This window comes from Streptococcus sp. F0442, assembly GCF_000314795.2.
Taxonomy (GTDB): Bacteria; Bacillota; Bacilli; order Lactobacillales; family Streptococcaceae; genus Streptococcus.
This window is the reverse complement of record NZ_KB373314.1, coordinates 33,420-59,550: the sequence shown is the minus strand read 5'-3', so window position 1 is coordinate 59,550 and position 26,131 is coordinate 33,420. Positions and strand designations below refer to the sequence as shown.

At 40.2% G+C, this 26,131-nt stretch carries 25 protein-coding genes and 1 riboswitch; of the genes, 1 reads left to right on the top strand and 24 read right to left on the bottom strand.

All coding sequences use genetic code 11. The annotated features are described in order from the left end of the window. Window positions 1-27: 27 nt before the first annotated feature. The 13 genes from HMPREF9186_RS00315 to HMPREF9186_RS00255 all read right to left on the bottom strand — a co-directional run bounded on the left by HMPREF9186_RS00315 (window position 28) and on the right by HMPREF9186_RS00255 (window position 13,244). Window positions 28-408, bottom strand: coding sequence for a glycerol dehydratase reactivase beta/small subunit family protein (locus HMPREF9186_RS00315; RefSeq protein ID WP_009730848.1), 381 nt, complete (start codon window positions 406-408; stop codon window positions 28-30). Further along, window positions 389-2,248 carry a diol dehydratase reactivase subunit alpha gene (locus HMPREF9186_RS00310; protein ID WP_009730847.1) on the bottom strand — a complete coding sequence of 620 codons (1,860 nt, stop codon included), beginning with the start codon at window positions 2,246-2,248 and terminating at the stop codon, window positions 389-391. Before HMPREF9186_RS00310 ends, HMPREF9186_RS00315 begins: the two co-directional genes overlap by 20 nt. Window positions 2,249-2,274: 26 nt before the next feature. Beyond that, window positions 2,275-2,784, bottom strand: coding sequence for a diol dehydratase small subunit (locus tag HMPREF9186_RS00305; protein WP_009730846.1), 510 nt, complete (start codon window positions 2,782-2,784; stop codon window positions 2,275-2,277). A gap of 15 nt (window positions 2,785-2,799) precedes the next feature. Beyond that, window positions 2,800-3,471, bottom strand: a complete 672-nt coding sequence (locus HMPREF9186_RS00300) for a propanediol/glycerol family dehydratase medium subunit (RefSeq protein WP_009730845.1) — start codon at window positions 3,469-3,471, stop codon at window positions 2,800-2,802. A gap of 12 nt (window positions 3,472-3,483) precedes the next feature. Then, window positions 3,484-5,148, bottom strand: a complete 1,665-nt coding sequence (locus HMPREF9186_RS00295) for a propanediol/glycerol family dehydratase large subunit (RefSeq protein WP_009730844.1) — start codon at window positions 5,146-5,148, stop codon at window positions 3,484-3,486. 18 nt (window positions 5,149-5,166) lie between these two features. Further along, window positions 5,167-5,871 carry a propanediol utilization microcompartment protein PduB gene (gene pduB, locus HMPREF9186_RS00290; RefSeq protein WP_009730843.1) on the bottom strand — a complete coding sequence of 235 codons (705 nt, stop codon included), beginning with the start codon at window positions 5,869-5,871 and terminating at the stop codon, window positions 5,167-5,169. Between the two features lie 42 nt (window positions 5,872-5,913). Then, window positions 5,914-7,056 (bottom strand): 1-propanol dehydrogenase PduQ, encoded by a 1,143-nt coding sequence (locus tag HMPREF9186_RS00285; protein WP_009730842.1) that lies wholly within the window; start codon window positions 7,054-7,056, stop codon window positions 5,914-5,916. 277 nt (window positions 7,057-7,333) lie between these two features. After that, window positions 7,334-7,479: riboswitch (adenosylcobalamin (AdoCbl) riboswitch) on the top strand. Window positions 7,480-7,790: 311 nt separating this feature from the next. Continuing rightward, on the bottom strand, window positions 7,791-8,393 hold the full coding sequence (locus HMPREF9186_RS00280; RefSeq protein WP_009730841.1) for a cob(I)yrinic acid a,c-diamide adenosyltransferase: 603 nt from the start codon (window positions 8,391-8,393) through the stop codon (window positions 7,791-7,793). A 22-nt stretch (window positions 8,394-8,415) separates the two neighbouring features. After that, on the bottom strand, window positions 8,416-9,495 hold the full coding sequence (gene cobT, locus HMPREF9186_RS00275; RefSeq protein ID WP_009730840.1) for a nicotinate-nucleotide--dimethylbenzimidazole phosphoribosyltransferase: 1,080 nt from the start codon (window positions 9,493-9,495) through the stop codon (window positions 8,416-8,418). After that, complete coding sequence (locus HMPREF9186_RS00270) at window positions 9,473-10,345, bottom strand: hypothetical protein (RefSeq protein ID WP_009730839.1); 873 nt, start codon at window positions 10,343-10,345, stop codon at window positions 9,473-9,475. The genes cobT and HMPREF9186_RS00270 overlap by 23 nt, the downstream gene beginning before the upstream one ends. Continuing rightward, the gene (cobD, locus tag HMPREF9186_RS00265) at window positions 10,345-11,430 is read right to left on the bottom strand and encodes a threonine-phosphate decarboxylase CobD (RefSeq protein ID WP_009730838.1); all 1,086 of its coding nucleotides are present in this window, start codon (window positions 11,428-11,430) and stop codon (window positions 10,345-10,347) included. Before cobD ends, HMPREF9186_RS00270 begins: the two co-directional genes overlap by 1 nt. A 50-nt stretch (window positions 11,431-11,480) precedes the next feature. Further along, window positions 11,481-11,915 carry a EutP/PduV family microcompartment system protein gene (locus tag HMPREF9186_RS00260; RefSeq protein ID WP_009730837.1) on the bottom strand — a complete coding sequence of 145 codons (435 nt, stop codon included), beginning with the start codon at window positions 11,913-11,915 and terminating at the stop codon, window positions 11,481-11,483. 9 nt (window positions 11,916-11,924) lie between these two features. Then, the gene (locus HMPREF9186_RS00255) at window positions 11,925-13,244 is read right to left on the bottom strand and encodes a haloacid dehalogenase-like hydrolase (RefSeq protein WP_009730836.1); all 1,320 of its coding nucleotides are present in this window, start codon (window positions 13,242-13,244) and stop codon (window positions 11,925-11,927) included. Between the two features lie 348 nt (window positions 13,245-13,592). Here HMPREF9186_RS00255 and HMPREF9186_RS00250 point away from each other — a divergent pair, with 348 nt between their 5' ends. After that, on the top strand, window positions 13,593-14,012 hold the full coding sequence (locus HMPREF9186_RS00250; protein WP_009730835.1) for an SP_0198 family lipoprotein: 420 nt from the start codon (window positions 13,593-13,595) through the stop codon (window positions 14,010-14,012). A gap of 49 nt (window positions 14,013-14,061) precedes the next feature. Here the strand turns inward: HMPREF9186_RS00250 and HMPREF9186_RS00245 are convergent, their stop codons facing one another. The 11 genes from HMPREF9186_RS00245 to HMPREF9186_RS00195 all read right to left on the bottom strand — a co-directional run bounded on the left by HMPREF9186_RS00245 (window position 14,062) and on the right by HMPREF9186_RS00195 (window position 26,102). Continuing rightward, complete coding sequence (locus HMPREF9186_RS00245; RefSeq protein WP_009730834.1) at window positions 14,062-14,826, bottom strand: (S)-acetoin forming diacetyl reductase; 765 nt, start codon at window positions 14,824-14,826, stop codon at window positions 14,062-14,064. A gap of 667 nt (window positions 14,827-15,493) precedes the next feature. Next, on the bottom strand, window positions 15,494-16,195 hold the full coding sequence (locus tag HMPREF9186_RS00240; protein ID WP_009730832.1) for an MIP/aquaporin family protein: 702 nt from the start codon (window positions 16,193-16,195) through the stop codon (window positions 15,494-15,496). Between the two features lie 69 nt (window positions 16,196-16,264). Continuing rightward, complete coding sequence (glpO, locus tag HMPREF9186_RS00235) at window positions 16,265-18,091, bottom strand: type 1 glycerol-3-phosphate oxidase (protein WP_009730831.1); 1,827 nt, start codon at window positions 18,089-18,091, stop codon at window positions 16,265-16,267. A gap of 33 nt (window positions 18,092-18,124) precedes the next feature. Further along, the gene (glpK, locus tag HMPREF9186_RS00230; RefSeq protein ID WP_009730830.1) at window positions 18,125-19,633 is read right to left on the bottom strand and encodes a glycerol kinase GlpK; all 1,509 of its coding nucleotides are present in this window, start codon (window positions 19,631-19,633) and stop codon (window positions 18,125-18,127) included. A gap of 313 nt (window positions 19,634-19,946) precedes the next feature. Then, complete coding sequence (locus tag HMPREF9186_RS00225) at window positions 19,947-21,383, bottom strand: helix-turn-helix domain-containing protein (protein WP_009730829.1); 1,437 nt, start codon at window positions 21,381-21,383, stop codon at window positions 19,947-19,949. Window positions 21,384-21,518: 135 nt separating this feature from the next. After that, complete coding sequence (locus HMPREF9186_RS00220; protein WP_009730828.1) at window positions 21,519-22,190, bottom strand: ankyrin repeat domain-containing protein; 672 nt, start codon at window positions 22,188-22,190, stop codon at window positions 21,519-21,521. A gap of 287 nt (window positions 22,191-22,477) precedes the next feature. Then, window positions 22,478-23,329 (bottom strand): CbrC family protein, encoded by an 852-nt coding sequence (locus HMPREF9186_RS00215; protein ID WP_009730827.1) that lies wholly within the window; start codon window positions 23,327-23,329, stop codon window positions 22,478-22,480. 66 nt (window positions 23,330-23,395) lie between these two features. Beyond that, entirely contained in the window at window positions 23,396-23,785 is a 390-nt protein-coding gene (locus HMPREF9186_RS00210; RefSeq protein WP_009730826.1) for a hypothetical protein, read from the bottom strand. A 53-nt stretch (window positions 23,786-23,838) separates the two neighbouring features. Then, window positions 23,839-24,030: a hypothetical protein gene (locus tag HMPREF9186_RS00205; protein ID WP_009730825.1), complete on the bottom strand. Its 192-nt coding sequence runs from the start codon at window positions 24,028-24,030 to the stop codon at window positions 23,839-23,841. Between the two features lie 53 nt (window positions 24,031-24,083). After that, window positions 24,084-24,971 (bottom strand): DUF4300 family protein, encoded by an 888-nt coding sequence (locus HMPREF9186_RS00200; RefSeq protein ID WP_009730824.1) that lies wholly within the window; start codon window positions 24,969-24,971, stop codon window positions 24,084-24,086. A gap of 363 nt (window positions 24,972-25,334) precedes the next feature. After that, a complete protein-coding gene (locus HMPREF9186_RS00195; RefSeq protein WP_009730823.1) occupies window positions 25,335-26,102 on the bottom strand; it encodes an Ltp family lipoprotein in 768 nt (255 codons plus the stop codon). Window positions 26,103-26,131: the final 29 nt, after the last annotated feature.

Genomic DNA, 26,131 nt, shown 5'->3' with positions numbered 1-26,131 from the left:
CTTTAACCACCTCCTGCTAATCTTGAACTAAAATGTAACATCAAAAATCGAACTTGTGTTAAAGGGTACCCCTTTAACTAACCGAGCGGCATTTGTGCCCAATAAACGTAACTCCCGATTTCCAACACCGTCATATTGTTTAATTCTATAAACATATTTTTCTTTGGGTAAATTCCTATAATGAAGGACGATATCATGTTTATTGGCCGCTATGCCAACTAGTAAGGACGATTCATGAGAAGCACGATGGGCTGTTAAAACAACATCTTCAACTGATTCTGCCTGAATATATTCAAACGGTATCCCTTCTTCTTCAATACCAAAACCAACTTGATCAAAAACAGTTGTTTCACTATCCTTTGGGATATAGAAAATGATCTTTGGTTTATTAGATAATTGAATAGTCATAACGGCCACCCTCTGCCTCTCTAGCATACGTCAAGATTAACCCAGTGGCTACAGCATTCCTTGGCCCTTCATTTCCTCGTACATTTCCGCGACCAGCTACGATGGCATGTTGTGACAAAGCTTCTGTCACTAGCTGCGGAATTTCAAAGTCTAATGCAGAACCACCAACGATGACGACGAAAGGAATATCACGAATATTTTCCGTAGGACTCACCCGTTTCAGAGCACGAATCGCATTGGTAACAAATACACGCTCTTTAGCAGATTGCCGAACCAAGCGAATCTTCTCAATGGAAAAGTCCTGGTTGTTCAACGGAACAAACTCTTGTTCACCTTTTACTATAACCACACGTGCAAATAAATCACTTGATAAGGGTTGATCAAAGAATTGAACAGTTCCGTCTTCATGACGGATATGGAAAAGACTCTCAACTTTAGCTAAGGGATATTTTTTGATATCTTCCGCCAAATGACGGTTCTCAAGGCCAAGCTCTGAGTTAATCAGCATGGTCACCATATCCCCTGCTCCTGCCAAGTGAATGGCATGAATCTCACCTTGCTTATTAATGATGGAAGCATCTGTGGATCCAGCACCCAAATCCAAAATAGCAAGTGGGGTGTCTGATCCTGGAGTCGTCAAAGCCCCTAAAATAGCGGATTCTGCTTCAGAGCCTCCTATTTCAACTGGGATGCCCAACTCATGCTCAATTTCTTTCGCTATGATAGACATTTGAAGTTTATCAGAATTAACCATAGAAGCAATTCCAACTGCTTGTTCCATAGAAAATTCACCAGCCAAGCCCCCTTGAACAGAGATCGGAACAAAGGTATTCACTGCCAATAAATCTTGAATAGCTATCTGATCTTGACTTTTATCTGTCAGTTTGGCCATGGTTTGCCGTACTTTTTCAAGCATGCCACCGACGTTTGTTCCAGCTTCTCCAATTACATTTTGGATATTATTAGCAAGGACCACCTGCTCCATGATCGCTTCAGATCCCTTAGAAACATCCACACGTAAGATTTGATTTTCACCAATAATTTGAATTGTCCCAGCTGGAATTTTACGGGCTTTGACATCACCTTTTGGCGTTTTAATCACAACCGCTGAACGATTTCCAATCAGGGCACGCGCGATTGGCACAATGCTCTTTGTTTCATCCGGATTCAGTTCAAAAACAGTCGCAATCCCATAAGGATTAGATAACTGTGTAATGACTTTACCCTGCTCTACAACTTCTACCGCCGCTAACATGCCCAAGGGCACCTTATCAATGTATAGAATCTCATCTACGATCGGGATTTTAGATCTTAAACGATTATTGACCAAGACACCATCATCTGCTTGGAGCACAGCTCCTTGAATATTGTAACCGTTTTCAAAATAAGCATTGATCAACTTCGCTACTAAATCAAAATCAATATTCTTTGGAACAACTACAATATAAGGCTCCGTTTTCACTTGATTAATTAAGTCAAGAATATAAACCGTTTTCCCGACACCTAAACCAAGTCCGCCTGGGGTCCGAGGATTATGACCAATCATTGTGGATTCTGTAATCACAGTTTCCGTAATGGTTTCCATAGCTACGTCCCCGATAACTGGCGTTGCTTCGTTAATGCGAATCAAACTAATATCTTTTAAATCAAGTGACGTCTTAGCCATTAATTTGCGAAGAGAATCATAGATTCCATGAACATTTTCTTTCGTTCCCTTAATACCAGTCGTATCAGAAATAGCAGATGAAAGGAAGTGAAGTTTATTTTGTGCAGTATCGAATGCTGCTAACGCAGTTTCTGTTGAGGAATTCCCAATATCAACACCAATGATATATTTCACTATTTTCCTCCAATTCTATCTCGCTGCTAGTTATCGCCTTTCAATTTCTTACGACGTTCATAATGTTCAGCGGCTTCTCTAATAAATCCTGCACAAATCTTTGCTTGATATTGTGTTTCCAATTCTTCTGCAATGGATAAGAGTTCCTCTTTAGAAGAACGATAAGGACGTAAAGCATTGTAAATTTCTAGAACACGTTTGTCTGGAACACGAGTCAATTCAGCAGCACGAGAAAAGTTATATTGAATAGCCTCACGACCAGAATTTTTGGCGATTTCACCTTGTTTAATTAGAATCTCTGGTTTAATCCGTAAGTCCTGAGATGAAATTCGACCTGAAAGAATATTTTCCAATGTAACATCTTCAAATTTCTTGTTATCTCCAATTTTAATCCAGTCTGGATGCTTTTTAGCAATTGGATAATCATTAGCTGTTGCTTCGTCTTGATTGCTACTTGAAAAGCTTGGAGCACTTGTCTCAGAACGATTCATTTGTTCTAAGATTTGTTTTACTAATAATTCAACTGATTCTGCCATTGTGGACCTCCTACTTTAAATTAACACACACTCATCTGCAGGCTTACCTTTTACGACCAATTTTGTTTCTTTAATGTGAAGCAAAGCTGAGTAAGCCTGATATTTTGGACGTGCCATTTGATCATTCAAGGTAGGAACAGGATTTGGTGTTTCACCTTTTGCATATTTGGCAGCATTTTTGCCGATTAAACGATAGGTTTCAGGAGTCAAGAGTGGTGCTTGAGGGAAGAGTTCTAGATTACTCAATGGTGGTAAATCACGTTGGTGAATCACAGTTGTTCCTTTGGACTGTACACCAATAGAAATTCCAGAACCAGAAAGGTGGTCCCCTTCAACAGCCACGAAAGCCACGTCAGATGAACGATATACTTTCACAATCCGAGCTTTCAAGCCTTCTTCTTCAATTCCTGCAACTAATTGTCTCAGTACTTCAGTGTGCGGTATGTCAACCATTGTTTTAACTTGTTGTTCCCCAAAAGCTGGACCAACCGCAATAACAACTTCATCAACAGATTGACTTGGCTGAGCAACCCCAACTTTTCGAATAACTGTTCCCTCATTGACGGATGCCGTAGTTGTAGCATCTACATGATGAGTTGGTTCTACATGATCGTTAGATTCTGCTTTCACTTCTTTTAACACACTCTCGATGATCGAGCGCAACAACGTTTCATTTATTTCTGTCATCGTTAGGTCCTCCTATATATCACGAGGGTCGATCGCACGTGGAATATCTTTAACCTTTTCCCATTCTTCTCCCACTAGGCGATGTCCAGTTCCGACACCAACATAATCGTTCGGAGAGTTAATAGCTGATATAACATTCCAATCTTTATCGAAAATAGCAGACGTTTGTAAAAAGTCACCTGCAGCACGTTGTTTAAACAAATTCAAGAGTTCATTGGCAATTTCTGGGAAGCCATTGTTTGCCAAAGCCTTAATAAGATCCACACCTTGAACACCACGTTCAAGGATACCTTGAGCCGCTTTGATATCTTCAACCTTATCACGGTCAGGCATATCTTTTGAACCGTGTGCATAAGTCGCCGCTTCCACTTCTTCATCTGTGATAGCAGGTAAACCTAAACCTTTAAATAGAGCTTGCATCACACGCGCCGCTTTATTCCGAACCTTGATAACTTCTTCTTCACGAACAGGGCGCAAACCACCATCTACACGTAAGTCACGTTGCAGAACATTGTAGTCGTCAAAATCTTCAGCATCCCAGTTAGATCCAGCAAACATATTGTCATAGTTTGGAGTTGCAGAATATCCAGAGTTAATAAAATCGGTACCAGGTGCAAACTGCATTAAGGTACGTACAGAACGCCGCAAATCTGAGTGAGTAAATGTTTGGTCATTTGAAGAGGCACATTCAAGGTCCAGCATCGTCGCAATTAAGTTTTCAGCAACGACTGCACGAATACCACTTGGAACAGCTGCTGGAATACCAATACAACTAACAGAACCATTTTGTGTTCCTTGAACACCCGCAGCTTTTGTAATATATAGACAGCGAGCTTCCAAGTAAAGCATAGACTTACCTTCTGCTTGTCCCATTTGAACTTCTGAACCAGTCCCTGAAGTAAAACGCATCTTCAATCCACGAGAAGCATAGGCAGACGCCAAAAAGGCTTTTGACCAAGGAGTATCATCACCATCTGTAAATACATCTTCTGTACCATAAACGGAGATAGTTTCAGCATAAGCCGTGAAGCCACGCATACCAAATTCAAGTTCTGTTGCTTCTTCCAATGAACACTGAGTGAGAACTCCAGGACGACCAACTTGCGAACCAATCATAAGAGACAAGGCATTGAAAGGTGCATAACGAACAACGGCTACTGTGGTTTCTTGTTCAGCAAATCCACGCAGAGCCCCTTCTGCAGCATCCGCAGCAATCTGTACCGGATTATCATTCACGTTTGTAACGTGCGCTTGTGTTGCTGTTTGTTTCCGTGTCCGCATTTTTTGCAAACACATCATGATTTCAACAACATTCATGTGATTCACAACTTCACAAATTTTTGCAGGAGTCATTGCTTTGGTCAATCGAACAATTTCAGAACGTGGTACATTCGGAGTTAAAATTTTGTTAGCGATCTCTTTAGAATCCATTCGAACAACTTCTTCTGCATGTTTCAAATCAATTCCATAAGTAGCGATAAACTGATCGATTAAATCAAATTCTTCTCTTGATTTTCCATCTAATTCAACTACGACGCCATTTTCAATACGAATACTAGGCTTTGGATCATTAGGGCTATCCATAGCCACTAAACCTTCTTCAACCCACTCTGTTACGAATCCATCCTGATTAATTGGTCGTTTACTGAGAACTTCAAAACGTTTTGATTTTGTCATCTTTCATTCCCCCATTCTCTAAATGTAGGATGGCTGACCATTCACTGGTGTGTCACCGAGACTTCCAAGCAATTGAAGCCCGATTTCTCTTGCAGAAACGACAGCTTGTCTCACTGCTCCAGAATCACCACTGATAAACAAAATGACCTCATTTGAATGGCTTGTTCCACCATTACCTGGTGAAGCATAACCAACAACATCAACTGTAGCTGATTTAACTGCAGTATCCGCCATAACAACTCCGATGGCTGCAGGCGCACCTACAATGAGACCAAAGGCACGACCAACTTCAGCACCAAAAGCTGTTTCGATGGCATGGCTTGCTCTCGCAGTGTATTGCAATTCGATATGGCCTGCTTCATTGGCATAGACATCTCCAAATGTACGATTGACTTCACCTAAAGTTACTTCTACTGCACGGCGTACATCTGATACATCTTCTCCACCAAAGATAATTAAGTTACCATGTCCTGCTCCACCTTTTGTATCACGAGGTAATTCGATGCTAACGATCTCTGTATTTGTAGCTTTTACAGCTTCATCTGCAGCCATAATATGAGGTCCAGCTCCTGTACGAGCACCTATAATACCAATGGACCGATAGTATTTTTTCAACTTCATAGCATCCAACAACTGTTGATCGACATTGGCAATCACGAGACCAATGGTATCTCCTGTTGGATTTGAACCAACAAATTCAGTAACATTACAATTATTAGCCATTTTATTACTCCTTTATGTATGATAAAAACGACTGTAATATTTTTAAAAAGCCTGTTCTACAACTTTCAACAATTCTTCAACTGTAGGAACTCTTGGATTCGTAATCGTACACTTATCCACTAAGGCCGCTTCTGCAATCTCACGCTTATTTTCATTAAAATCTTCAAGTCCTACTCCATAAGCGCTCAATGAAGTTGGGTGATCTAATTTCTTCTGAAGTTTCCGAACAGCATCGACTAGTTGTCGTACACCAAGAACAGGTGTAGAAGCACTCAAGCCTAATAAACGAGCAATCTGTTGATAGCGTTCAGCAGTTTCTTTATTCAAATTACCTGTGCGGGCACCATTAGTTGTCACATTAGCATTATACTGGATAATATGCGGCATTAAGATGCTGTTGAGACGTCCATGTGGGATATGGAATTTTGCTCCTGCAGCATGGGCGATACTATGATTGATCCCCAATGAAGCTGAGTTGAAGGCCATTCCTGCCAAGGTAGAGGCCACATGCATTTTTTCACGCGCTTCCAAATCATGCCCGTCTTTGTATGCACGAGGTAAGTATTCAAAAACTAATTTGATAGCTTTTTCAGCCAAAGCGTCGGAAAAATCAGTCGCTTTATTAGAAACATAAGCCTCGATTGCATGCGTCAACACATCCATACCAGTGTCAGCTGTGATATTAGCTGGTAAAGTTTCCACCAAATTCGAATCCAAAATTGCGACCTCTGGTAAAATATCCCAATCGACAATCGGATACTTTTGTTCTTTCTCAGCATCGGTAATCACTGCAAAACTCGTCACTTCAGAGCCTGTACCACTAGTCGTCGGGATAGAGATGAGTTTCACATCTTTAAAGACACCTTGTTTCTTAGCAAAGTAATACATGGCTTTAGAAGCATCGATTGCAGATCCTCCACCAACTGATAAGACAATATCGATTGATTTTCCTTCCGTAGCTTTAATCCCTGCCACGATGACATCAATTGGCGGATCTGGAACGATATCCGTAAAGATCACAAGATCGTTACTTGTATCTAAGAATTCAAGAATGCGATCCAACTGTCCAGATTCTTTTAAAAATGGATCCGCAACAACCAATATCGATTGGTTGTGATAGTCGCCCAAGTGAGCCAAGGCACCCTTGCCGACATAAATTTGTGTTTTGTAGTATATGTTATACATCCGTTCTCCTTTCTTTCTTGAGTTTCATTATTTTACCTCCTTTACTAGATGAAACTCTTCAGAATACATAAAAAGAAGCCACATGAAATACAGCCAAACCACACAAAGTTTTGGCATATTTCATATAGCTTCGTCGCTTAAATTTGTACTCCTTTGTACTTTACAAAGAGTATACCATAAAAACGTTTTCAACGCAAAAGAAAAAGCATATATTTTTATATTTTTTAAGCATAATACTTGCGGTTTCTTCCAGATCGTGATATTATGTAGTTACTAGAAATGATTTTGGTACTTTTAAGGGTATGGAAGTTTGGTGAAAATCCAACACGGTCCCGCCACTGTGATAAGCTTTGCTTTAAGTCAGGTCTTTATTCTTAAATTTTAGTAGATTTCACGCCTCGATGTAAGGTGGTGATGTCAGTTAGGAAATACACCAAAATAGTGCTTTCCCCTATTGACTCTACGTTTAAGTACGTATCATTTTCTAAGGATGGTTTTTCCATCATCTGCGATGAAGCAGAGTCAATATTTGGAGAGCTACTGTTAACCAACGATGCTTAACATGAAGTTTGTACACTGATGTACATATGGCTTTCGAATGTGAACCTTGCCTTTCCCTCTGGGGAGGTAAGGTTTTTTTATTTTCTCCTAAAGGATGCTCTATTCCAAAACTTTAGTCTCGATATCAATAGAAAAGCACTACCCCAATTTTAGTTTGGGTAGTGCTTTTTCTATTAGCTATTATTCTTCTGTGCCCAACGCTCCACATCTGCTTTTGTAATATTGTGGAACACCTTTGCTCCTCTTTCATAAGGAATATCTTGGCAGTGTTTACGATAGTTAATGACACGTGCAAGCGCAAAGAAATAATCAGATAAACGGTTGATAAAAATCAAGACTTGGTTATTGATTTCATTCGTCCACATGGTTGCTACCACAAGGCGCTCCGCACGCCGAGCAATGGTTCTTGCCACATGAATCATTGAAGCAATTTCATCACCACCAGGTAAAATAAATCTTTCCAGAGCTGGTGGGATATCCGCATAAGTATCAATTCGTTCTTCAATCCATTTAACGAGGCTTTCATCTACTTTATATGGGTATACACCATGAGGAGTAGACAAATCAGAACCACAATCAAACAGATAATTCTGTAACTGATACAATTCGTCTCTCAATTCATCATCTGGATCCATTTTACTAATTGTATAACCGACCCAAGTGTTTAATTCATCTACGGTACCATAAGCATTGACACGATCTGAATCTTTTGCAACGCTTTGGCCACCTACTAATTTTGTAAGACCTTTATCTCCAGTCTTTGTATATAGTTGCATAGTTTTCCTCCTTTATTAGCCTTTATCTAATGTCGACGTAGTCATCCCGGTCCAGTTTTCCCTCCTCAAAAGTCGGCATACGCTCTATCGTGTACACGGAACTTTCTATTAAAAAGAAAGCTAAAGGACAACCAGATCCTTCCCCTAAGCGCATATCCATTTGAAGCATCGGGGATAAGCCTAAATAATCCGAAACAATTTGATAGCCCGGTTCTGTAGAACAATGGGATGGGAAGCAATAGTCAACCACTTCTTTCTTTAACTGTGAAGCAATTAAGAGTCCTGTCAAAGAAATCAACCCATCAATGACACAAGGAAGTTGGTACTGGGCACAAGCTAAATAGGTGCCAACCATCCCCAACATGTCTAGGCCACCAACTTTAGAGACGAGATCGATAATATCACTATAGGGAGCGTGTTTGGTTACCGCTTCTTGAATGACAGCTGTTTTATGAGCCTTCATATCTTCCGTCACTCCCGCTCCGTATCCTGTTACCTTTTGGGCAGGAATTCCCAAAGTGGCAGCAATGACTGCTGCGGAAGTTGTGGTATTTCCAACCCCCATCTCTCCTGTTCCAAATAAGGTATAGCCCTGATTGATCTTTTCAACTGTTCTTCTATACCCAACTAAAATGGCTTCAATGGCTTGCTCTCGCGTCATGGCAGCTTCTTTAAGCATATTGCGAGTTCCATGTAACACATGGTCCGGGTTATCGGAATAAATTTGACTCTTACAACCAATATCAATGACACAAATATCAGACCCAGCATGTTCTGCAATATTACAAACCCCTGCTTTACCATTTCTGATATTATTGGCTACAATAAAGGTTGTTTCGATAGGATTTGAGGAGATTCCTTCTTCACAAATTCCATTATCCGCTACATAGATCATAACGATTTTTTTTGATAGCTGGATTTTGTTAGGAAACATCGCATATAGCTTGGCATAATTTTTTTCCATTTTACCTAATGCACCAAGAGGTTTTGCTAAGCGATCACACACCTTTACCCCCTCTTCTAATGCTGTAGCATTAATGGGTACAATTTTATCTAGGATTTGATTTAATTCTTCTTGCCTATTCAAGGATCTCCTCCACATTCTTTACCTGGAGCCCGTCGTATATAATCTTGCTTAGATTTCTGAGAGAATAATAGCTTGCTAAAGGATGATGAGACAGTCGTTCTTCTAACTCAGTCATGTGCATCAGTTGCTCTTCTGTCAGCAGAATACCAACAATACTACCACTATGGGCAATATTAACTCCTAGTAAACCTAAATTATTTACTAGGTCGATAATATCGTTTAAATAGGGTTTGGGTAGTCGTTTGTTATTCAATAAAGCACTTCTAGTCGCAACGGCGCCTAATAACTCTACATTTTGCTTGTCACAGGCTATTTTAAAATCAGTCAACAATGTTTTAGATTGCTCTGCAGGATATAAGGGACTTTCCATCATTCTTATAAAACTCGTCGTATCAACCATTTGATCTGGCTCTAGAATGTACACATAAAGCTTTGGTTTCCACCTGGTCTGCCATTGAATCTCACCATTAAGAGGATTCATTACAGTCCAGTCTGAAAATCCTACGGAGTCACTTGGTTCAATCTTTGAACAAAGACTCGTTAATAAGGGAACCGATACTGTTCCATATTTATAGGCAGAATAAGCTCCTAATATCGAGAGCATGTCCGCTGTACTGCTAGAATAGCCCTTCCCAACAGAAATATCTGTTTGAAAAGTATAATCGAAATCTATTTGATCTGTTAGTTCATTGATGACTTGCAGCATTTTAGGCCGCAGCCCTTCTTCCATGACACCTGTTTGAGGGCCAATCACTACTTGACTTTTCTTTTCAATGCCATAAGACATCAAAAACTCTTCACCATCTACCACACATTGAAACAATTCTCCGCAAGAGCCTGGACAAGATGCTTTTATCGCCCCCATCACTCTTCTTTTCCTCCAAGAATCGCTTCCAAGGCAGCTAATAAACAGCTATTCTCCTCTCTACTACGAACCGCAATGCGGTAGTAATCACTCGTCAAATTGCGATAGTTCGCACAGGAGCGGATAAAAATGTTATGCCGCCATAATTCTTCACGTAAATCCTTAGATCCCGTATACTGAAAGAAAATATAATTGACACTTGGTTTTAGAACACTTAATGCAGAAAAAGTTTTCAAGGATTGATAGAGGAAGTCTTTTTCCTTCTGTAGCCATTTTAAAGTTTGAGTTTGATAATCTCGATCCTTTAAAATCACCGGCAAGGCTTGAAGAGCCAATGCATTGATCGTCCATGGAGCCCGTCGTTCATTAATTTTTGCTAAACAAGGATGAATCCCCAGAGCGTAGCCTAAGCGTAAGCCTGGTATAGCGTAAAATTTCGTTAGAGAGCGAACGACAATCGCATTTGCAAAATCACTCAAGTACGGAACAAAACTATATGCTTCCTCGTCTTCTAAAAAGTCAATAAAAGCTTCATCTAGAATAAAATGAATATTCTGTTCCAGCAATTTTTTTCCGATTTCTAGCAAGTGACCAACTGGAGCAAGGGAGCCAGTTGGATTGTTAGGATTACACAATAGGACAACATCTCCAGCTTCCAATTGGTCTATATCGGATAATAGACCTTCCACAGTCCAAGTAAAATGAGGAGCTGTTAAATGATGGTAAAGAATTTCTGTCCCTTCTTGATGAAAAGCTTTTTCATATTCCATGAAGGTAGGACTTAAAATCAGTAATCTCTTCGGCTTTAAGGTTTGAGCTAGTTCGTAAAATAACCCAACTGCACCATTTGACAAAAGGATTTCTAGATCTTGATTTCCATGATGCTCCCTCAGTAAATCCTTTTCATATTGGTTGGTGATATCCGGATATTCCGTAATTCTATCAATACTGTCCACTAAGACTTGGCGGAGGCTTGTAGAAACTCCAAGCGGATTGATATTGGCACTAAAATCAATCCACTTTTCAGAAGAGTTCCCATTTTTTTCAGCTAATAGACGTCCATTCCCTCCGTGTTCAACAATCATACACATCTCCTTCTTGAAAGATAAAGTAGTCCTTTTAGATTATATCATGTTTACTCACTCTCAAGAAAGTCCTTTAAAGCATCGATTCCAGTATTCTCTGTTGAAGAAATTTCAAAAATCCGTTTGACACCTGCATCTATCAATTGCTTGCGCGCGAATTCTAATTGCTCCTCAGAGTCTACCAAATCAATTTTGCTAATGATTCCGATCACATCTTGGTTGAATAATGAAGAAAAACCTTGAGGAAAAGTTTGCATGGTCGAATTTCCTGCGATTAAGAGTCCAATGATTTCAGCTTCTGCTGCAGTCACTGTTAACGCATTGTAATACCGTCTATGCTGTAAAAATTCCCCTGGCGTATCAATAATACTATCATGGAATTGAACAGCCTGCGTTTTAAAATACTCAATATCTAATCCTTTTAACCGTTGGGTTAGCGTTGTTTTACCCACTCCAACAGAACCAACAAACATGATTTTCTTCATATATGTCCCCTATTTTTTAATTAACTGTGCCTCATCCGTTCCTAACTTAATTGTTTCACGGCTCTTGACCAAAACACCCTTGTTTTCATCACGACCTTGTAGGAAGTATTTAGCATCCTTACTATCATATGTATCTACTGCAGTCTGTGATAACAAGCCGATTCCTTTAGAAGGATCACGCAAAAGATTGAAGATAATTCCAATTTGTAAACCATCAAAGTCTTTCAACATTGCGTAGTCCCCGTTACTATCTCCAGCGATTAAGATAGGATCTTGGTTGCCATGTTTATCTGCAATAAATTTCTTGATTGTTTTTGTTTTTCCTTCACCTTGTGTTTGGAAGTAGTCGTTATTGTATTCTGATTGAATCACACCAGAATCATTTTTAACAAGTTCCATTCCATACACATGGTCTTCAGTAATATTATAACCGAATTTATCCAGAGTAGCAAAAGGAACAATGACATCACGGAAGGAAGCAGAGACAACATAAACATCAATGCCGTTATCTTGAAGAGTCTTATAAAGATTTTGCATCTCTTTTACAGCACGGACACCACGTTTAAATTTGATTTCCACTTGACCAGCTTCGCCTTTCAAGCTTTCTGGACTTTCCCATGTTTCAAAAACCAAATCTTCTTTCAAAGCACGTTCAATTGATTTTTCAGATACCGCTTGAACTTCTTCAGATGTCATACCAGTAAACAAGTAAGTTACCCATGGATAAGAAATGTCTGAGCTGAAGGTTCCACCGATGGCTTCGTAAAGATAACGTAATTTAGCACTGAAATCTTTATATTCGTCTAATTTTTTTACTTCTTCGAGGCTCTTAGAACCCTTGAATCCTTTGTACTCATTATAAATCACAGTGTAATCAGAAACAATATCTTTGGCGATCTTATCAATATTAACAGGGTTTCCTTCCTTGTTGTTGTGATCTTCTGTGAAGTTGTCTTCTGGAATATTTGTACGAATCGCCTTATCCAACTCTTCTGGCGTCATCTTAAATTCCAAGTTTTCGATCTGATAAGTGAAGGTTGCTTCACCGATATCATTGATGACGGTTGTGTTATCCCAGTCAAATACAGCATATGGTTTTGCTGATTCATCATATTTTGAACTAGATTTGCCATTTTCTTTAATGACATTACTTAATTTCTTATATAGTTTGTCCTCCCACTGACCACGTTCAAGGACTTGATCTTCTTTCTTCACGCTTGTTTCCTGACTAGCTTTACTAGACTCCGTTGTTTTAGACGACTGAGAAGCCTGACAACCAACCATAAATAAGGCTAGACCACAAACTAAAAAGAGACGATGTTTCTTCATGAGAAAACCTCCAAAAAAAATTTTTAATTAGAAAAAAGGCAACAAAGAACCTATGATTTGAAACGGTTGCGCCATTGCAATCATAGGCCTCATTGCCTTTTATATTATTCCACACCCATTATACTAATTAGCTGATTGAATGTCAACCGAAAACGGTTACATTTTTCATTTGTTTGTAAAATTCTTTCATTTTATTGAAAGAAATATAAGAAACTATTTAACGACGATTACTAATATAATATAACTCCTTTTCGAATCCTACTATCCTAGCTTTCAGAAAAGACATTTTCATTGTCTTCTCCTCTAAGCTCTGTTATACTTGGAGGAACAAAGAAAGGAGACATGCCAATGACATTGTCCAAAAAACTCACACTTTCTCTTGCCTCAATGGCAGTTCTTGGTCTTTTAGCAGCCTGCTCTAACCAGACAGCTCAAACACCTGCAAGCTCTGCTAGTCCCCAAAAGGTTTCTTCGAGTACTTCAAGCTCTAAAGGTTCACAAACGGCTAGCCAAGCTGAAAATCTAGACGGTACATACAAAGGGGCTGATGAAAATGATCAGATCACTCTGACCCTGTCTGGTACGACGGGCACATGGGAAGAGGTTGAAAGGGATGGCGAGAGAGAAAGCAAGCCTGTAACCGTTCACGCTGACAATCATACTCTCACTGTGGGAGATGATCTCAAATATTACACACTTGAAGGCAATCAACTGACCATCGAAGATGATGATCGAGATCCTTCTGATACCATTGTATTAACGAAATAGCATAAAAAATCAGAGGTTAGGATGTTGATCCCAACCTCTATTTATTATCTTAATGGAACTGCATCCCACCATCCACGATGATAGTTTGTCCTGTAATGTAGTTTGAATCAGGACCTGCAAGGAAGCTAACCGCTGCTGCTACATCTTCAGGTTCTGACAAACGTTTGAGGGTTATATCTTTAGCAAAAGTTTGCATACCCCATTCGTCATCTTTACCAGCGTTCTTACCAACTTCATGAGCGATGTCAAACATCATTGGAGTCTTAACGATACCAGGTGCATACGCATTGACAGTGATGCCTGAATCTGCCAAGTCACGTGCCAAAGTTTGAGTGATACCACGAACTGCAAACTTAGTACCACCATAGACAGTCAAGTTAGGGTTACCTACAACACCTGCTTGTGAAGTTGCATTGATGATTTTTCCGCCATGGCCAAGCGCCTTGAATTGAGCTTGTGCAGCTTGAGCACCCCAGATGACACCACCAACGTTGATGGCAAAAGTGCGTTCAAATTGTTCTTCTGTAATCGTATCAAGTGGTGTAGTTGGAGCAACACCAGCGTTGTTAACGACAACATTTAAATCTCCGAAATGATCCACAACTTTTTGGAAAGCTGCAGCCACTTCAGCTTGTTTGGAGACATCAGCAACGACCGCAAAAGCATTCTCTGCTGATAACTCAGCTACTGCTTTTTCTGCTGTCTCAGCATTGTAGTCTAAGACTCCGACCTTGAAGCCATCTTGTACCAATCGTTTTGCAATCGCAAAACCGATCCCTTGACCTGCACCTGTGACAATAGCTACTTTAGACATATGATTCCTCCTTGGTATCCCCGATACCAGCAAACGTTCATAGAAGAACAGCAAAGGTTGACAGTCAGTTTTGGGTGAATCTATCATAAGTTCCTTCCAAAACTATGCTAACAGTATACTCCTTTGTGAAAAAAGTGTCAAACTCTAGCCTGTTATTTTCTAAAGTATTTTACAATCTATCTTATCTTTATTTAGTAATAGATTAACTGATTATAATAATTTTGAAAAGGGTTTTATATCTTGACAAAAACACTCCTATTGCCTATTGTTTTGGGCCTTATTTCATGCTACACTAATTATAAGACAATCAAATAATAAGGAGATCTAACAATGAAAGAATTCATGGATAAATTGAATAACCTACCTAAACCAGTTCAATACATTATTGCGATCATTATTTTCTTTATTGCGTTTTACATTTCTTATAGCTTGTTTTAAGTTAGAACGTACAAAGCTCTCTTTATCTGATACAGTATTTTAAAAGAGAGTGGGACAGAAATCGGTAATTCGTTAGAATTCGATTTCGTCGTCCCACCTCCTCACAGTTGAGTAGGGCTGTAAAAGCTGATGAAATCAGCGTGGTAGAGCCCACTCAACCACTGCGTCTTGCTCGATAATCCAAAGACAATTGAGAGGCTAGGACTTTTGTCCCAGCCTCTTTCATTTTTTAAAACATTTTAAAGACTGCTACTGCAAGTACTGCACCGATGATTGGACCAACTACTGGAATCCAAGCGTAACCCCAGTCACCATCTCCTTTGTTAGGAATAGGAAGGAGGCTGTGCATGATACGAGGACCTAAGTCACGAGCTGGGTTGAGAGCGGAGCCTGTAGTTCCACCGAGAGACAAACCAATCCCTACAATCAAGGTACCAACGGCAAAAGTACCAAGTCCTGCTTGAAGGTCATAAAGACCAAGTGCAAAGATAGTCAGTAGCAAGACAAAGGTTCCAAGGATTTCACTGATGAGGTTTGAAGTAGTGTCCTTAATTGCTGGACCTGTACTAAAGGTTCCAAGGATATTTCCAGGATTTTCTTCTGCTAAGTAATGCGGTTTGAACTGTAACCAGACAAGGATTTGCCCTACCATGGCTCCTGCGAATTGAGCAAGGATATAAGGAATCACAGATGCCCAAGCTAGCCCACCATTAAGGGCAACCCCAATTGTTACTGCAGGGTTCAAATGAGCCGGACTTAACTTGCCAGAGATAAAGGCTGCCACTGCAACTGCAATCCCCCAACCAAGGGTAATGACGATCCAACCTGAGTTATGGCTCTTCGTTTTCGGAAGAACCACTCCTGCTACAACCCCATTTCCCAAAAGAATCAGGATTAAGGTCCCTAAAAATTCACCAAATAATTCTTTCATATGATTTAATTCTCCATTATAAAGAGGGGCCGGTCAGATATTCTCCTTTCCAACCCCTTTTTGTTTTTCTTAATTTTTTAATGCTGCCAAGTCATTGTTTTCCAAAGCGACTTGCAAGTCTTTGCGGTAGCCAACTTTTTCTTCTTCTGACCATTCATAGAAGCGTCCCATTTCATCCAAAACAGGTTCGACAATTGCATCTAAGCTATCGCGCATGAAGAGCATGTGGTTTGTCCGACGAAGAAGGAAATCAACTGGGCTGAGTGCCAATTCATTGCGCATTGCATAGTGAAGTGACAAGGTATCAGCTAAAGTCAATCCAGGTGCTTGTTCCACGCTATGAGCAAGGGCGAAGACCTTAGGTGCATTGGATCCGTATAGGTTAGCTAGGTAGTGAGCTTCCTTGCTATCCAAACCACGAGATACACCAAGTTGAGCAAAGGCTTCGATTTCAGAATCCACGTTCGTTGGGTTAATTTCTCCACCTGATACTGGATAGGTCTTAGAGTTAATCAATTTGAACTGACGGTCGAACTCTTCCTTGAGAATGGTCAAGACACGCTCCATCGCTCCTTCAGCCATCTTGCGGTAGTCTGTAATCTTCCCACCAGCAAGGGTCAAAAGACCATTGTCATCGCGATCCAAGCTTGATCCACGAGAAACAGCAGATGGATCCAAATGTTTTTCAGAAGTGCTGCCTTCCAAGTGGCTGATTGCTGATTCAACATCTTCACGCGATTTTTCTTTAGAAAGATAGCCTTCAACTGTTGCAATCAGGGCATTGAAGCTTTCATCACTGATAGTTCCGTTGTTTCCCCCATTGTAGTCAGAAGCACTATTTCCTGAGATCAAAGGACGGAGACCAGCCCAGCTACTTTCGATATCATCGATAGTGATGTGAGCTTCTGGGAAGCGATTATTTACGATGCCTAACAAGTAGTCGACATCTTCTTGGGTTACTGTTGGATGCTCTAAGTCACCAGTGTAGTCTGTATCCGTTGTTCCAAAGTAAGTTTTGTTTTCCCGTGGTAAGACGAAGACCATCCGACCGTCTCCAAGACCAGTGTCAAAGTAAACTGGTTGAGAAACTTTGATCTTGCTTGAGTCTACTACCAAGTGAACACCCTTGGTTGGACGCATTTGTGAATGCTGCTCTCCATTATTTGAGAGATTACGCACTTTATCGCTCCAAGGTCCAGTTGTATTAATCACCAAACGAGCCTTGATTTCAAAAACTTGATCAGTCAAGAGATCACGCGCCACTACACCTGTAATCTTGCCAGATTCATCAAAGAGGAATCCTTCTGCTTTTACGTGGTTGGCGATGAGGGCCCCATCTTGGTTGGCACGTTTGATATTTTCAATCACCAAACGAGCATCGTTGTTACGGAAGTCTAGGTAGACCCCACCTCCGACTAGACCTTCTTGTTTCAACTCAGGCTCACGAGCCAACACTTCTTCTTTGGTCAAGACCTTGTTGGCAGCTGGAGTATTGCTGACACCTGCCAAGAGGTCATAGAGGTCCATGGCTACCTTAAGACGGAAGAGGCTAAAAGTTGCCCCATCTTCATCATAGACTGGTAAGAGCATTGGGTCTGGTTTTGGAATATGAGGAGCAATTTGTTGCACTACTGCACGTTCTGATACCGTATCTGATACCACTTCTACGTCAAATTGTTTGAGGTAACGAAGTCCACCGTGGACCAATTTTGTTGAACGGCTTGATGTCCCTTCCGCAAAGTCCTGCATTTCAATCAAACCTGTTTCAAGACCACTTGCTGCTGCCTGCAAGGCTACCCCAGCACCTGTGATCCCTCCCCCGATAATCAAAAGATCCAGGGTGCGTTCTTGCATTTTCTTAATCGATAATTCACGAGTTTTCTTTGAAAATTCCATAATTCTTCACTTTCTATCCTACTGAAGTCTTGACTAGTCTTCAATTTCTGCAAAGAGTTGGGTAGCTTTAACAGCTTTCTTCCATCCCTTGTAGAGTTGTTCTTTACGAGATTCGTTCATAGAAGGCTCGAAGAGTTCACCAGTTGCATTGAGTTCTTTCAATTCATCTAGGTCTTTCCAGTAGCCGACTGACAGGCCAGCAAGGAAGGCTGCCCCCAAAGCTGTTGTTTCCAAGTTTTTAGCACGAGCGATATCAATACCAAGAATATCCGCTTGGAACTGCATCAAGAAGTTATTCATAGCTGCTCCACCGTCCACTTTAAGGACTTGAATAGCCGTCTTAGCATCAACCTGCATAGTATCGATGATATCCCGTACTTGGTAAGCAATGGATTGAAGAGTCGCCTTAATAAAGTCTTCTTTGGTTGTTCCACGAGTCAAGCCAAAGACAGAACCACGAGCATTTTGATTCCAGTATGGTGCTCCTAGACCTGTGAAGGCCGGTACCACATAAACTTCATCGTTGTTGTGAGAATCACGTGCATATTGTTCAGATTCAGGTGAGCTTTCCACCATGCGTAGACCATCACGAAGCCATTGAATGGCACTACCTGCGATAAAGATGGAACCTTCCAAAGCGTAGTAAACTTTACCATTGATTCCATATCCAATGGTAGTCAACAAGTTATTTTCAGATAACTGCATCTCTTCACCAGTATTCATGATGATGAAAGATCCAGTACCGTAAGTATTTTTAACCATACCAGGTTCAAAGGCCAACTGTCCAAAAAGAGCCGCTTGTTGGTCACCCGCCATACCAGAGATAGGCACTTCTCCACCGTAGAAATGGAAAGGAGCTGTTTTTCCATAGATTTCAGAGTTAGAACGAACTTCTGGAAGCATAGCCTTAGGAATATTGAGGATTTCCAAAATCTCATCATCCCATTTTAGGTCTTTGATATTGTAGAGCATGGTACGAGCAGCATTTGAATAGTCTGTTACGTGAGAAGCTCCGTCTGTCAACTTCCAAACCAACCAAGTATCGATGGTTCCAAAGAGCAATTCTCCTTTTTCAGCCCGTTCTTGTGCTCCTTCTACATGATCCAAGATCCAGCGAATCTTAGTTGCTGAGAAGTAGGCATCAATGACCAAACCTGTTTTTTGGTGGAATTTTTCGACATAGCCTTGGCTCTTAAGTTGTTCAGCTAAAGAAGCTGTTTGGCGAGACTGCCAAACAATGGCATTGTAGATTGGAAGGCCAGTATTCTTATCCCAAACAACAGTTGTTTCCCGTTGATTGGTAATTCCGATAGCTTCGATTTGTCCTGGTTTGATGCCACTTTCGATAAAGGCACCAGCGATAACAGACTGAACAGAGTTCCAGATTTCATTTGGATTGTGTTCAACCCAACCAGCTTGAGGGAAAATTTGAGTAAACTCTTTTTGGCTAGAGCTAACTTTTTCTCCTTTTTTATTAAAAATGATGGCTCTTGAACTTGTTGTTCCTTGGTCAATGGCCATAATGTATTTTTCTTGTGACATGAACTGTCCTCCTGGGAAAAAGAAATATTCTTTAGGAGACGTACTCCTTACATTGTCTAGTATACAAAATAAACCGCTTTCATGTCCATCAATTTTTTTAAGAATTTTAAAAAATTTGAGTAGATGGATTCAGAACCCTTGTTTCATAAGGATTTCTAAGACTTAGAAAAAATGAAATTTTTAGAAAAATCTAATAAAAAAGCTAGGCAGAACAATTCGTTTAGAATCTGTTCTTCCTAACCTCAATTTTTTAATTACTACTAATTCAGCTCAATAATATCATAAAAGTCTCATCAAGCATTGAATAGCTTTATTAACCTTCTTCTTGGTAGATCATCTGGCGAATATTGGCTAGATCGATCATATCTAAATCATATTTTAAATAATAGACAGGAATCCGCTGGGTAAGACTAATCGGATTGTTGGTCACGATCAAATCGTAATCTGAAGCTGGATCAACGGCTTCAATGGTAATAAAACGATTGTACTCTAAGTAGCGCTTGAGGACTTCTGTCATCCGTGTATAACCTAAATAGCCCACTGTTAAGTCTAAGCCGATCTTAATTTGTCTCCCACTATTTTCCGCGATATAATCCATTAACTGGAGCCACTCCCACTTGATTTTTTTATCCAGAGCTGTCCCTTGGCAAAAGATCGGAAGTTTGCTAAAGATAGTGTCTGCTACTTCTCTATAATCATGACTACTAAAGACATAAGGATTGTGGCTTTCAAGTTGGTACTTATACTTGTCTTGAAGAAGGTAGCCTGTAAAAAGATATACCTGTCCACAAATTTGGCTTAATTCATAGGTCACAGGGCCTTCGATATAATCCCCTAATAACTTCTGCGTTTTCATCTCTTGAATGAGTTGCGTTGTCAAATTACCAATCTCTCCCCCAAAGCCTAAGATGTACTCCATAGTATGAAGCGGGAGGATCCGATGGGTGACAAGGAAAGCAAAGAGGACTAACATCTCTCCATCTTCATGGCTAAGAGCGATGTGTTTCCCAGAAAAGAGCTGGTTTACCCGACGAAATAAGCGTTGGTAAAAAATGTTGTCCGTATAGCCCTTCATCTTCTGTTCAATTTCTTGAAACTGACAGGCATTGATCTTAAGTCGTTGCTGGCTAATGTGGGACCATAGAACAAAATCCAAGCGTTGTCCTTGAGACAACTGGGCACCACAGAGCTCTTCTAGGGTTTCAATTTCGGTTTGCCTTTCTTTCTTGGCAAGTTCTTGTTTCCAGTCTGCACTAGCCCAAACCTTTCGTAGCAAGCCAAAATAAAAATAACGAATTTTATGTTCAGGTCCCTTGAGGCGCCCATTTTGAATTGAAATAGAGAACTCAGTTAATAATTTATTCAAGCCAGAAATATGACGCCCTAGTGTGGCTTCACTAATCAAGAGTTCCTGAGCTAGTTGCTGGGCTTGAAACTGGCCCTGATAAAGCAAATAAATCAATAGTTGGTACTTGATCGAATTGTCCAAAAAAGCCCGTCGAATGTCACGCCCCTTGGTATCCGAACCCACAAGAAGGCGAAGATTTTCATCTTCTAGTTCAATGGAAAGGGCCAGCTGATTCTCTTTGGCCTTGTCATTGATCAGTGCGAGATATTTGTTCAAGGTTGCTTTGGAAAAATCCGTCTCCGCCATCACTTCTGACAGACTGCTTGGGGAATGTTGCTGCAGATGGGACAGGATTAAAAACTGCCCACCCTCACTTTTTTCCATTAAATCAGCTAAATGCATTTTCAGAAAACCCTTCCATTATTCTATCTTTAGAGTACCATAATTTGCCCAAAAGAAAAAACAATCTGTTTCTATCCTCATTAGAATAAACAAAAAGAGCCCTAAGGCTCTTTTAACTAGTAGTTCAAATGCTTATCAAGATCTGCTCTGATCTAAGCGATTTAAGAATTCCATAGTCGGGCTGTCCTGGTAAAGTTCTTTGAGAGGAATCTTATAATAGGCAGAGATTTCGTCCGAAGTCACACCGTAACGAATCAGGAGATTATAAATACGATTTAAATCATGACGTAATTCCTCCGTGATGAGGACATTATCTCTTGTTTCTTTTGTTTTCCAAGAATAAGATGGCAGAACTTCTTTGGTTTCTATTAAGATAGTTTGTAATAAGGTTCCCCCATGACTATTCTTCTGAGAGATATCTGCCCCAAGTTCCAACATTTTCTCGAAAACCTTGAAAGAGTGGTCCGCCTTTTCCTTAGACGAATACATTTCATATTGGCCATTCCAACGTTTGATCATGCGCCTGCAGTCAAATACAGCTCGTCCACCGGCTGTTTGGATGACCGGTTGACAAAATGGATTCAGCTCTGTCGGCTCTTCAATAAAGTTAAGATTTGCCCCTCTATCAATGAGTAAGTCTGCAATATCTAGATGTCCCGATTTGATAGCGACTTGAAGAAGGGATTGCCCTTGATCTCTTTTGGGTTTGTCACCCGAAACAGCATTGACTTCTTCTGGCTTTTTATCCAATATCTGACGGACGGCCTCTAGATCTCCTCTTCGCAACAACTGAAAAGTTTTTTGCATGGTCTTTCCCCCTTGAATCATAGATAATCGTAACTCTGATTTCTTCGTTAAACTAATTATATCATTTTACAGACTTCTCTATGAAGTCCTAAATGATGGAACGTGTAAATAGCCAAACAGTTTTTTGTCACCTGATAAAAAGAAAACCTCCCACCGAAATTAGATGAGAGGTGCAACTCTATTTCTATGATTTTCGTATAGCCACTAGCCAAGAGGATACTAGGATTTCTAAAATAACTTGCTCATTTTTCCTCCGTAACAGGATGATAAATCAGATAGATCACACCCTAATCCGCATCAACCCACAGATGGTATTGTTCACAATGGAGACATCGAAAGAGATAGCCACACATGGAACCATCCTTGACTAAGTATTCAGCCACATCCTGAAATTCATTACGTGACTCGTATTCTGCTAAGACTTGCTCAGCAATGCCCATCTCTTCCAGTTCATGAGTGCCAACTGTCCCCAGATAGGCACAGTAGTCTTGACAACAGGAGAGCCAATATTCTCCTTGCCAACTACTATAGCCAGGAGTTTGGCAGAAGAGAATCTGGGCTTTTTCCTTATCCATGACCCCTTGACAATCAGCATCTTGGATAAACTCTGCTTCAAACTTTTGGGCTGCACGACCAGTAGAGATACAAGTCGGACAGAGATGGCTTAGCTCCTCCACACAATAGGGTCTCAAAGCATAATAGATAGTGTTTTCTTCCCCACACGAAGGACAGGTCTTGGGCTCCCCTTCCTTAAAGGCACCAGTCGCTAGTGGATCCGAATGATAGCGGAAGGTTGGCAAGTCTCTGACCTTCTCCTTATGAGCCTCTTTTTCTTTTTCAGTCAAGGGACGCGGGAGCTCAAAGCGATCGCCATGACTGAGACTCATCTTTTCTAAGATAAAGAATTTCTTAACTTGCTTGCGATCAGACTTGTCTACTAGCTCTGAGAAGATAGCAAAGGCACTGGCATACAAGCCCAACTCCTGATACACATCCACCAAGACCTGCTTAGCTTCTGGAGTTTCCAGTAAGGCCAGCCGATCCGCAAATTCATAGAAAGCCAGCACGCTGGATGAATCCTTATCTTGTTCTTGGAACTGCTTTTTAAGATGGATATATTCTTTCATCGAATCGTTCATAGGACTACTCGCTTTCGTTTTTAAAGGAATCAGATCGTAAATTCTATTTTTACAGATGATTGTATTCTAACGTGGATCATGTACTTTAAACCCATACCTGCCAGCATTTCGCTTGAGTTTCGCAACTAGCTCTTCATTCCGCTTGCTTTTCCCAAAAAAGAAGGGAACGGTCTTTCCATTTCTGAGTTCAATATAGAAAGCATAGCGACTCCCACCACCAGCGCAACCACGGAGTAGCAAGTAGGTCATTTGCTTGATCTCTTTCAGTGGAAGCATTCGCCGACTGAAACACAAAGGCACATGAATGTAGAAAATGCCACGGTTAATATGGAAGGGTGCAAAGAAGGGACCACCACTACGTCGGCTAGCCAACCAGCGACGAACGAACAACGTAATGCTGAAGAAACCAATAAAACCAACACTTAACAATACTGGTCCTGATCCCAAACTTGCCATTCCATTTCTCCCTCCATAAATTCTAAATACAAAGTACAATTGTTGACTCGACCTTAATCAGTATGCTTTTTAGTCTTTGTTAATAAGATGATGACACCCACTAAGAGAAGAATTCCAAATCCGAAAGCAACTAGTTCTAAATCTTTTAATACTTCAATAAAGGGTAGGACATACATACTTGATTCTACTAATAGAAAACCGATAAGAATAAGGGCTAGAGCAAAGTAGCTCCGTTTTTTATTCATCTTTAGCTCCTTTCCTTAGCTGGAATTCCATCAAACTTAACTAGCTGGAAATTCTATTTGGTTTCAACCCATTTTTCATTGTCCATGATAAAGGGCTTAGCCAGACCTTCACCCGTGTAATCTTGGTATTTGGTCTCCAAGTATTTGTAGACATCTTCCTTGGTCGCAAACTTAATGGCTTGGTATGGCTCTTCAAAGGTTAGCTTTTCGACAAAGAGATAGCCATCCTTAGCAGGTACCAAAACGCCCACGTGACCGACAAAAAGGGTATTACCGTCTAGGTTATCATGAACAATAACGGAAAGCATGCGCGCATTTTCATTGAATTTGAAATTGGCAAAAAACTCTTCCATCTTCTTAGCATGGACCTTAACATCCGTTGTAGCCTCTGTCGGAACCCGTGAATACAGAATGTTAAAGGCTTCCTTGTCTGCCTCATCGAAGACTTTCCCTTTCTCAATCGCATCATTGTCCACGAATAAGAGCTCACTATCCGCCTTTTGCTTAGGAATCTCGATGCGGTTCTTCAACAAGGTATAACTATTGATCCGGCAGTTGGTTCCGACAAAATCTCCCTTTTTCTTGGTCCACAAGTCACTAATCTTCTCCACATCGTATTCCGTCTTTTTGAAGGTGCTAAAGTCGCCCGTCAAACCAACAGATCCAACGATGTTATCATAGTCCGTTACTAGACCCAGAAACTTGTCTACACTTTCCTGATCCAAATAAGCAGACAAGAGAGCGCGCACTTCTTCGACACTTTCCTTGCTATTGAGGTTGCTGTAAGTTCCCTTGTAGTGCTCCTTGTCTGAACTGGCCTTTTGGACAGTGGAGCTTTCCTGTTTTTCCTTGGATTGCTTTTGGTTGGTCCCACAAGCCGCTAAAGCAAAGATCGCCAAGGCACAGCTAGTAAGGAGCGTGATTTTTTTAGATGGTTTCATAAACTGGTTCCTTTTCTATATACTAAGATGTTTTGTAACATTGAATAGCGTTTTATAACATGATTCTTTTCTTTTTCTTATCGAATCTCCTTATCCTATATTATAGTTTAAAACGGACTTAGCTCCAACTATTTTTCACGAAATGAGGAAACTTTATAGGTAGCAAAAAAAGAGCTGGCAGACTATCCAGCTCTTCAATATGTTACATTGGACTTGTTTTGTATTCATCCCTGTTCAACTAGCAATTAAAGATAGAAAATGTGTTTGATAAACACTATGCCTCTTTTCATCATTTTCTATCGTAGCTTTTGTTGGGTTCAGTTGCCTCTTTTAAGGTCTTCAGATCAACACTAGAACGATTGTTTAATCCGGCCTATCTATTTTGGCATGTTCTATTGCGTACTCAGCTTCCTCTTGAGTAAATTTTCTTATATCAACAAGTTTTTCTAATAATCTTTCTTTCGAATAGTTGCCACCGCTTCCAAAAGATTCCACTTCTTTCACAGCGTTCTCCTTCCAATCGAAATGACCTTGTTCTATGGCATAGTCAGCCTCTTCTTGAGTAAATAGATCAACATTTATTAGTCTCCCGAGTAAATATTCTTTTGAAAAATGAAACGTTTGATATGATTTTGCTTTTAAAAGTGCTTGCTCTTTCCAGTCTATATTAAGCTTATTGATAGCATACAGGGAAGCATCTTCTGAATACCTGTCATTCTTAGTAAGATCATTTTTAATTTGCTGCTGCGATAAATGCTTTTTTGACCAAGATTTAGCTTTTTCATATGCCCTTGTATATTCTGGATCTAGTAAAGTTGGAGGAAATAGTCTTTTCATAAACATATTCATTAATGATTCTAAATCATCCTTATTTTTCTTATCACTTGAAGAAGCGTATTTTTCTACAGGATAAGTTACTTTTGATCCTGAACGTGAATTTTTCCATTCATTATAACTTCTTTCATAACTATATACCATAAAAGCTATCCATACTACCATCATTCCAACCATCGCAAAAATAAATGTAAAAAATTTTCTCATAATGACTACCTTTACTTGTTTTTCTCCAATGGAATATTTGATTCCTCTTGAACTGCTTTCATTAGTATTATACCATGAAATATTCTTCATTTTTATTTACTAATGTAATACTTCATTCC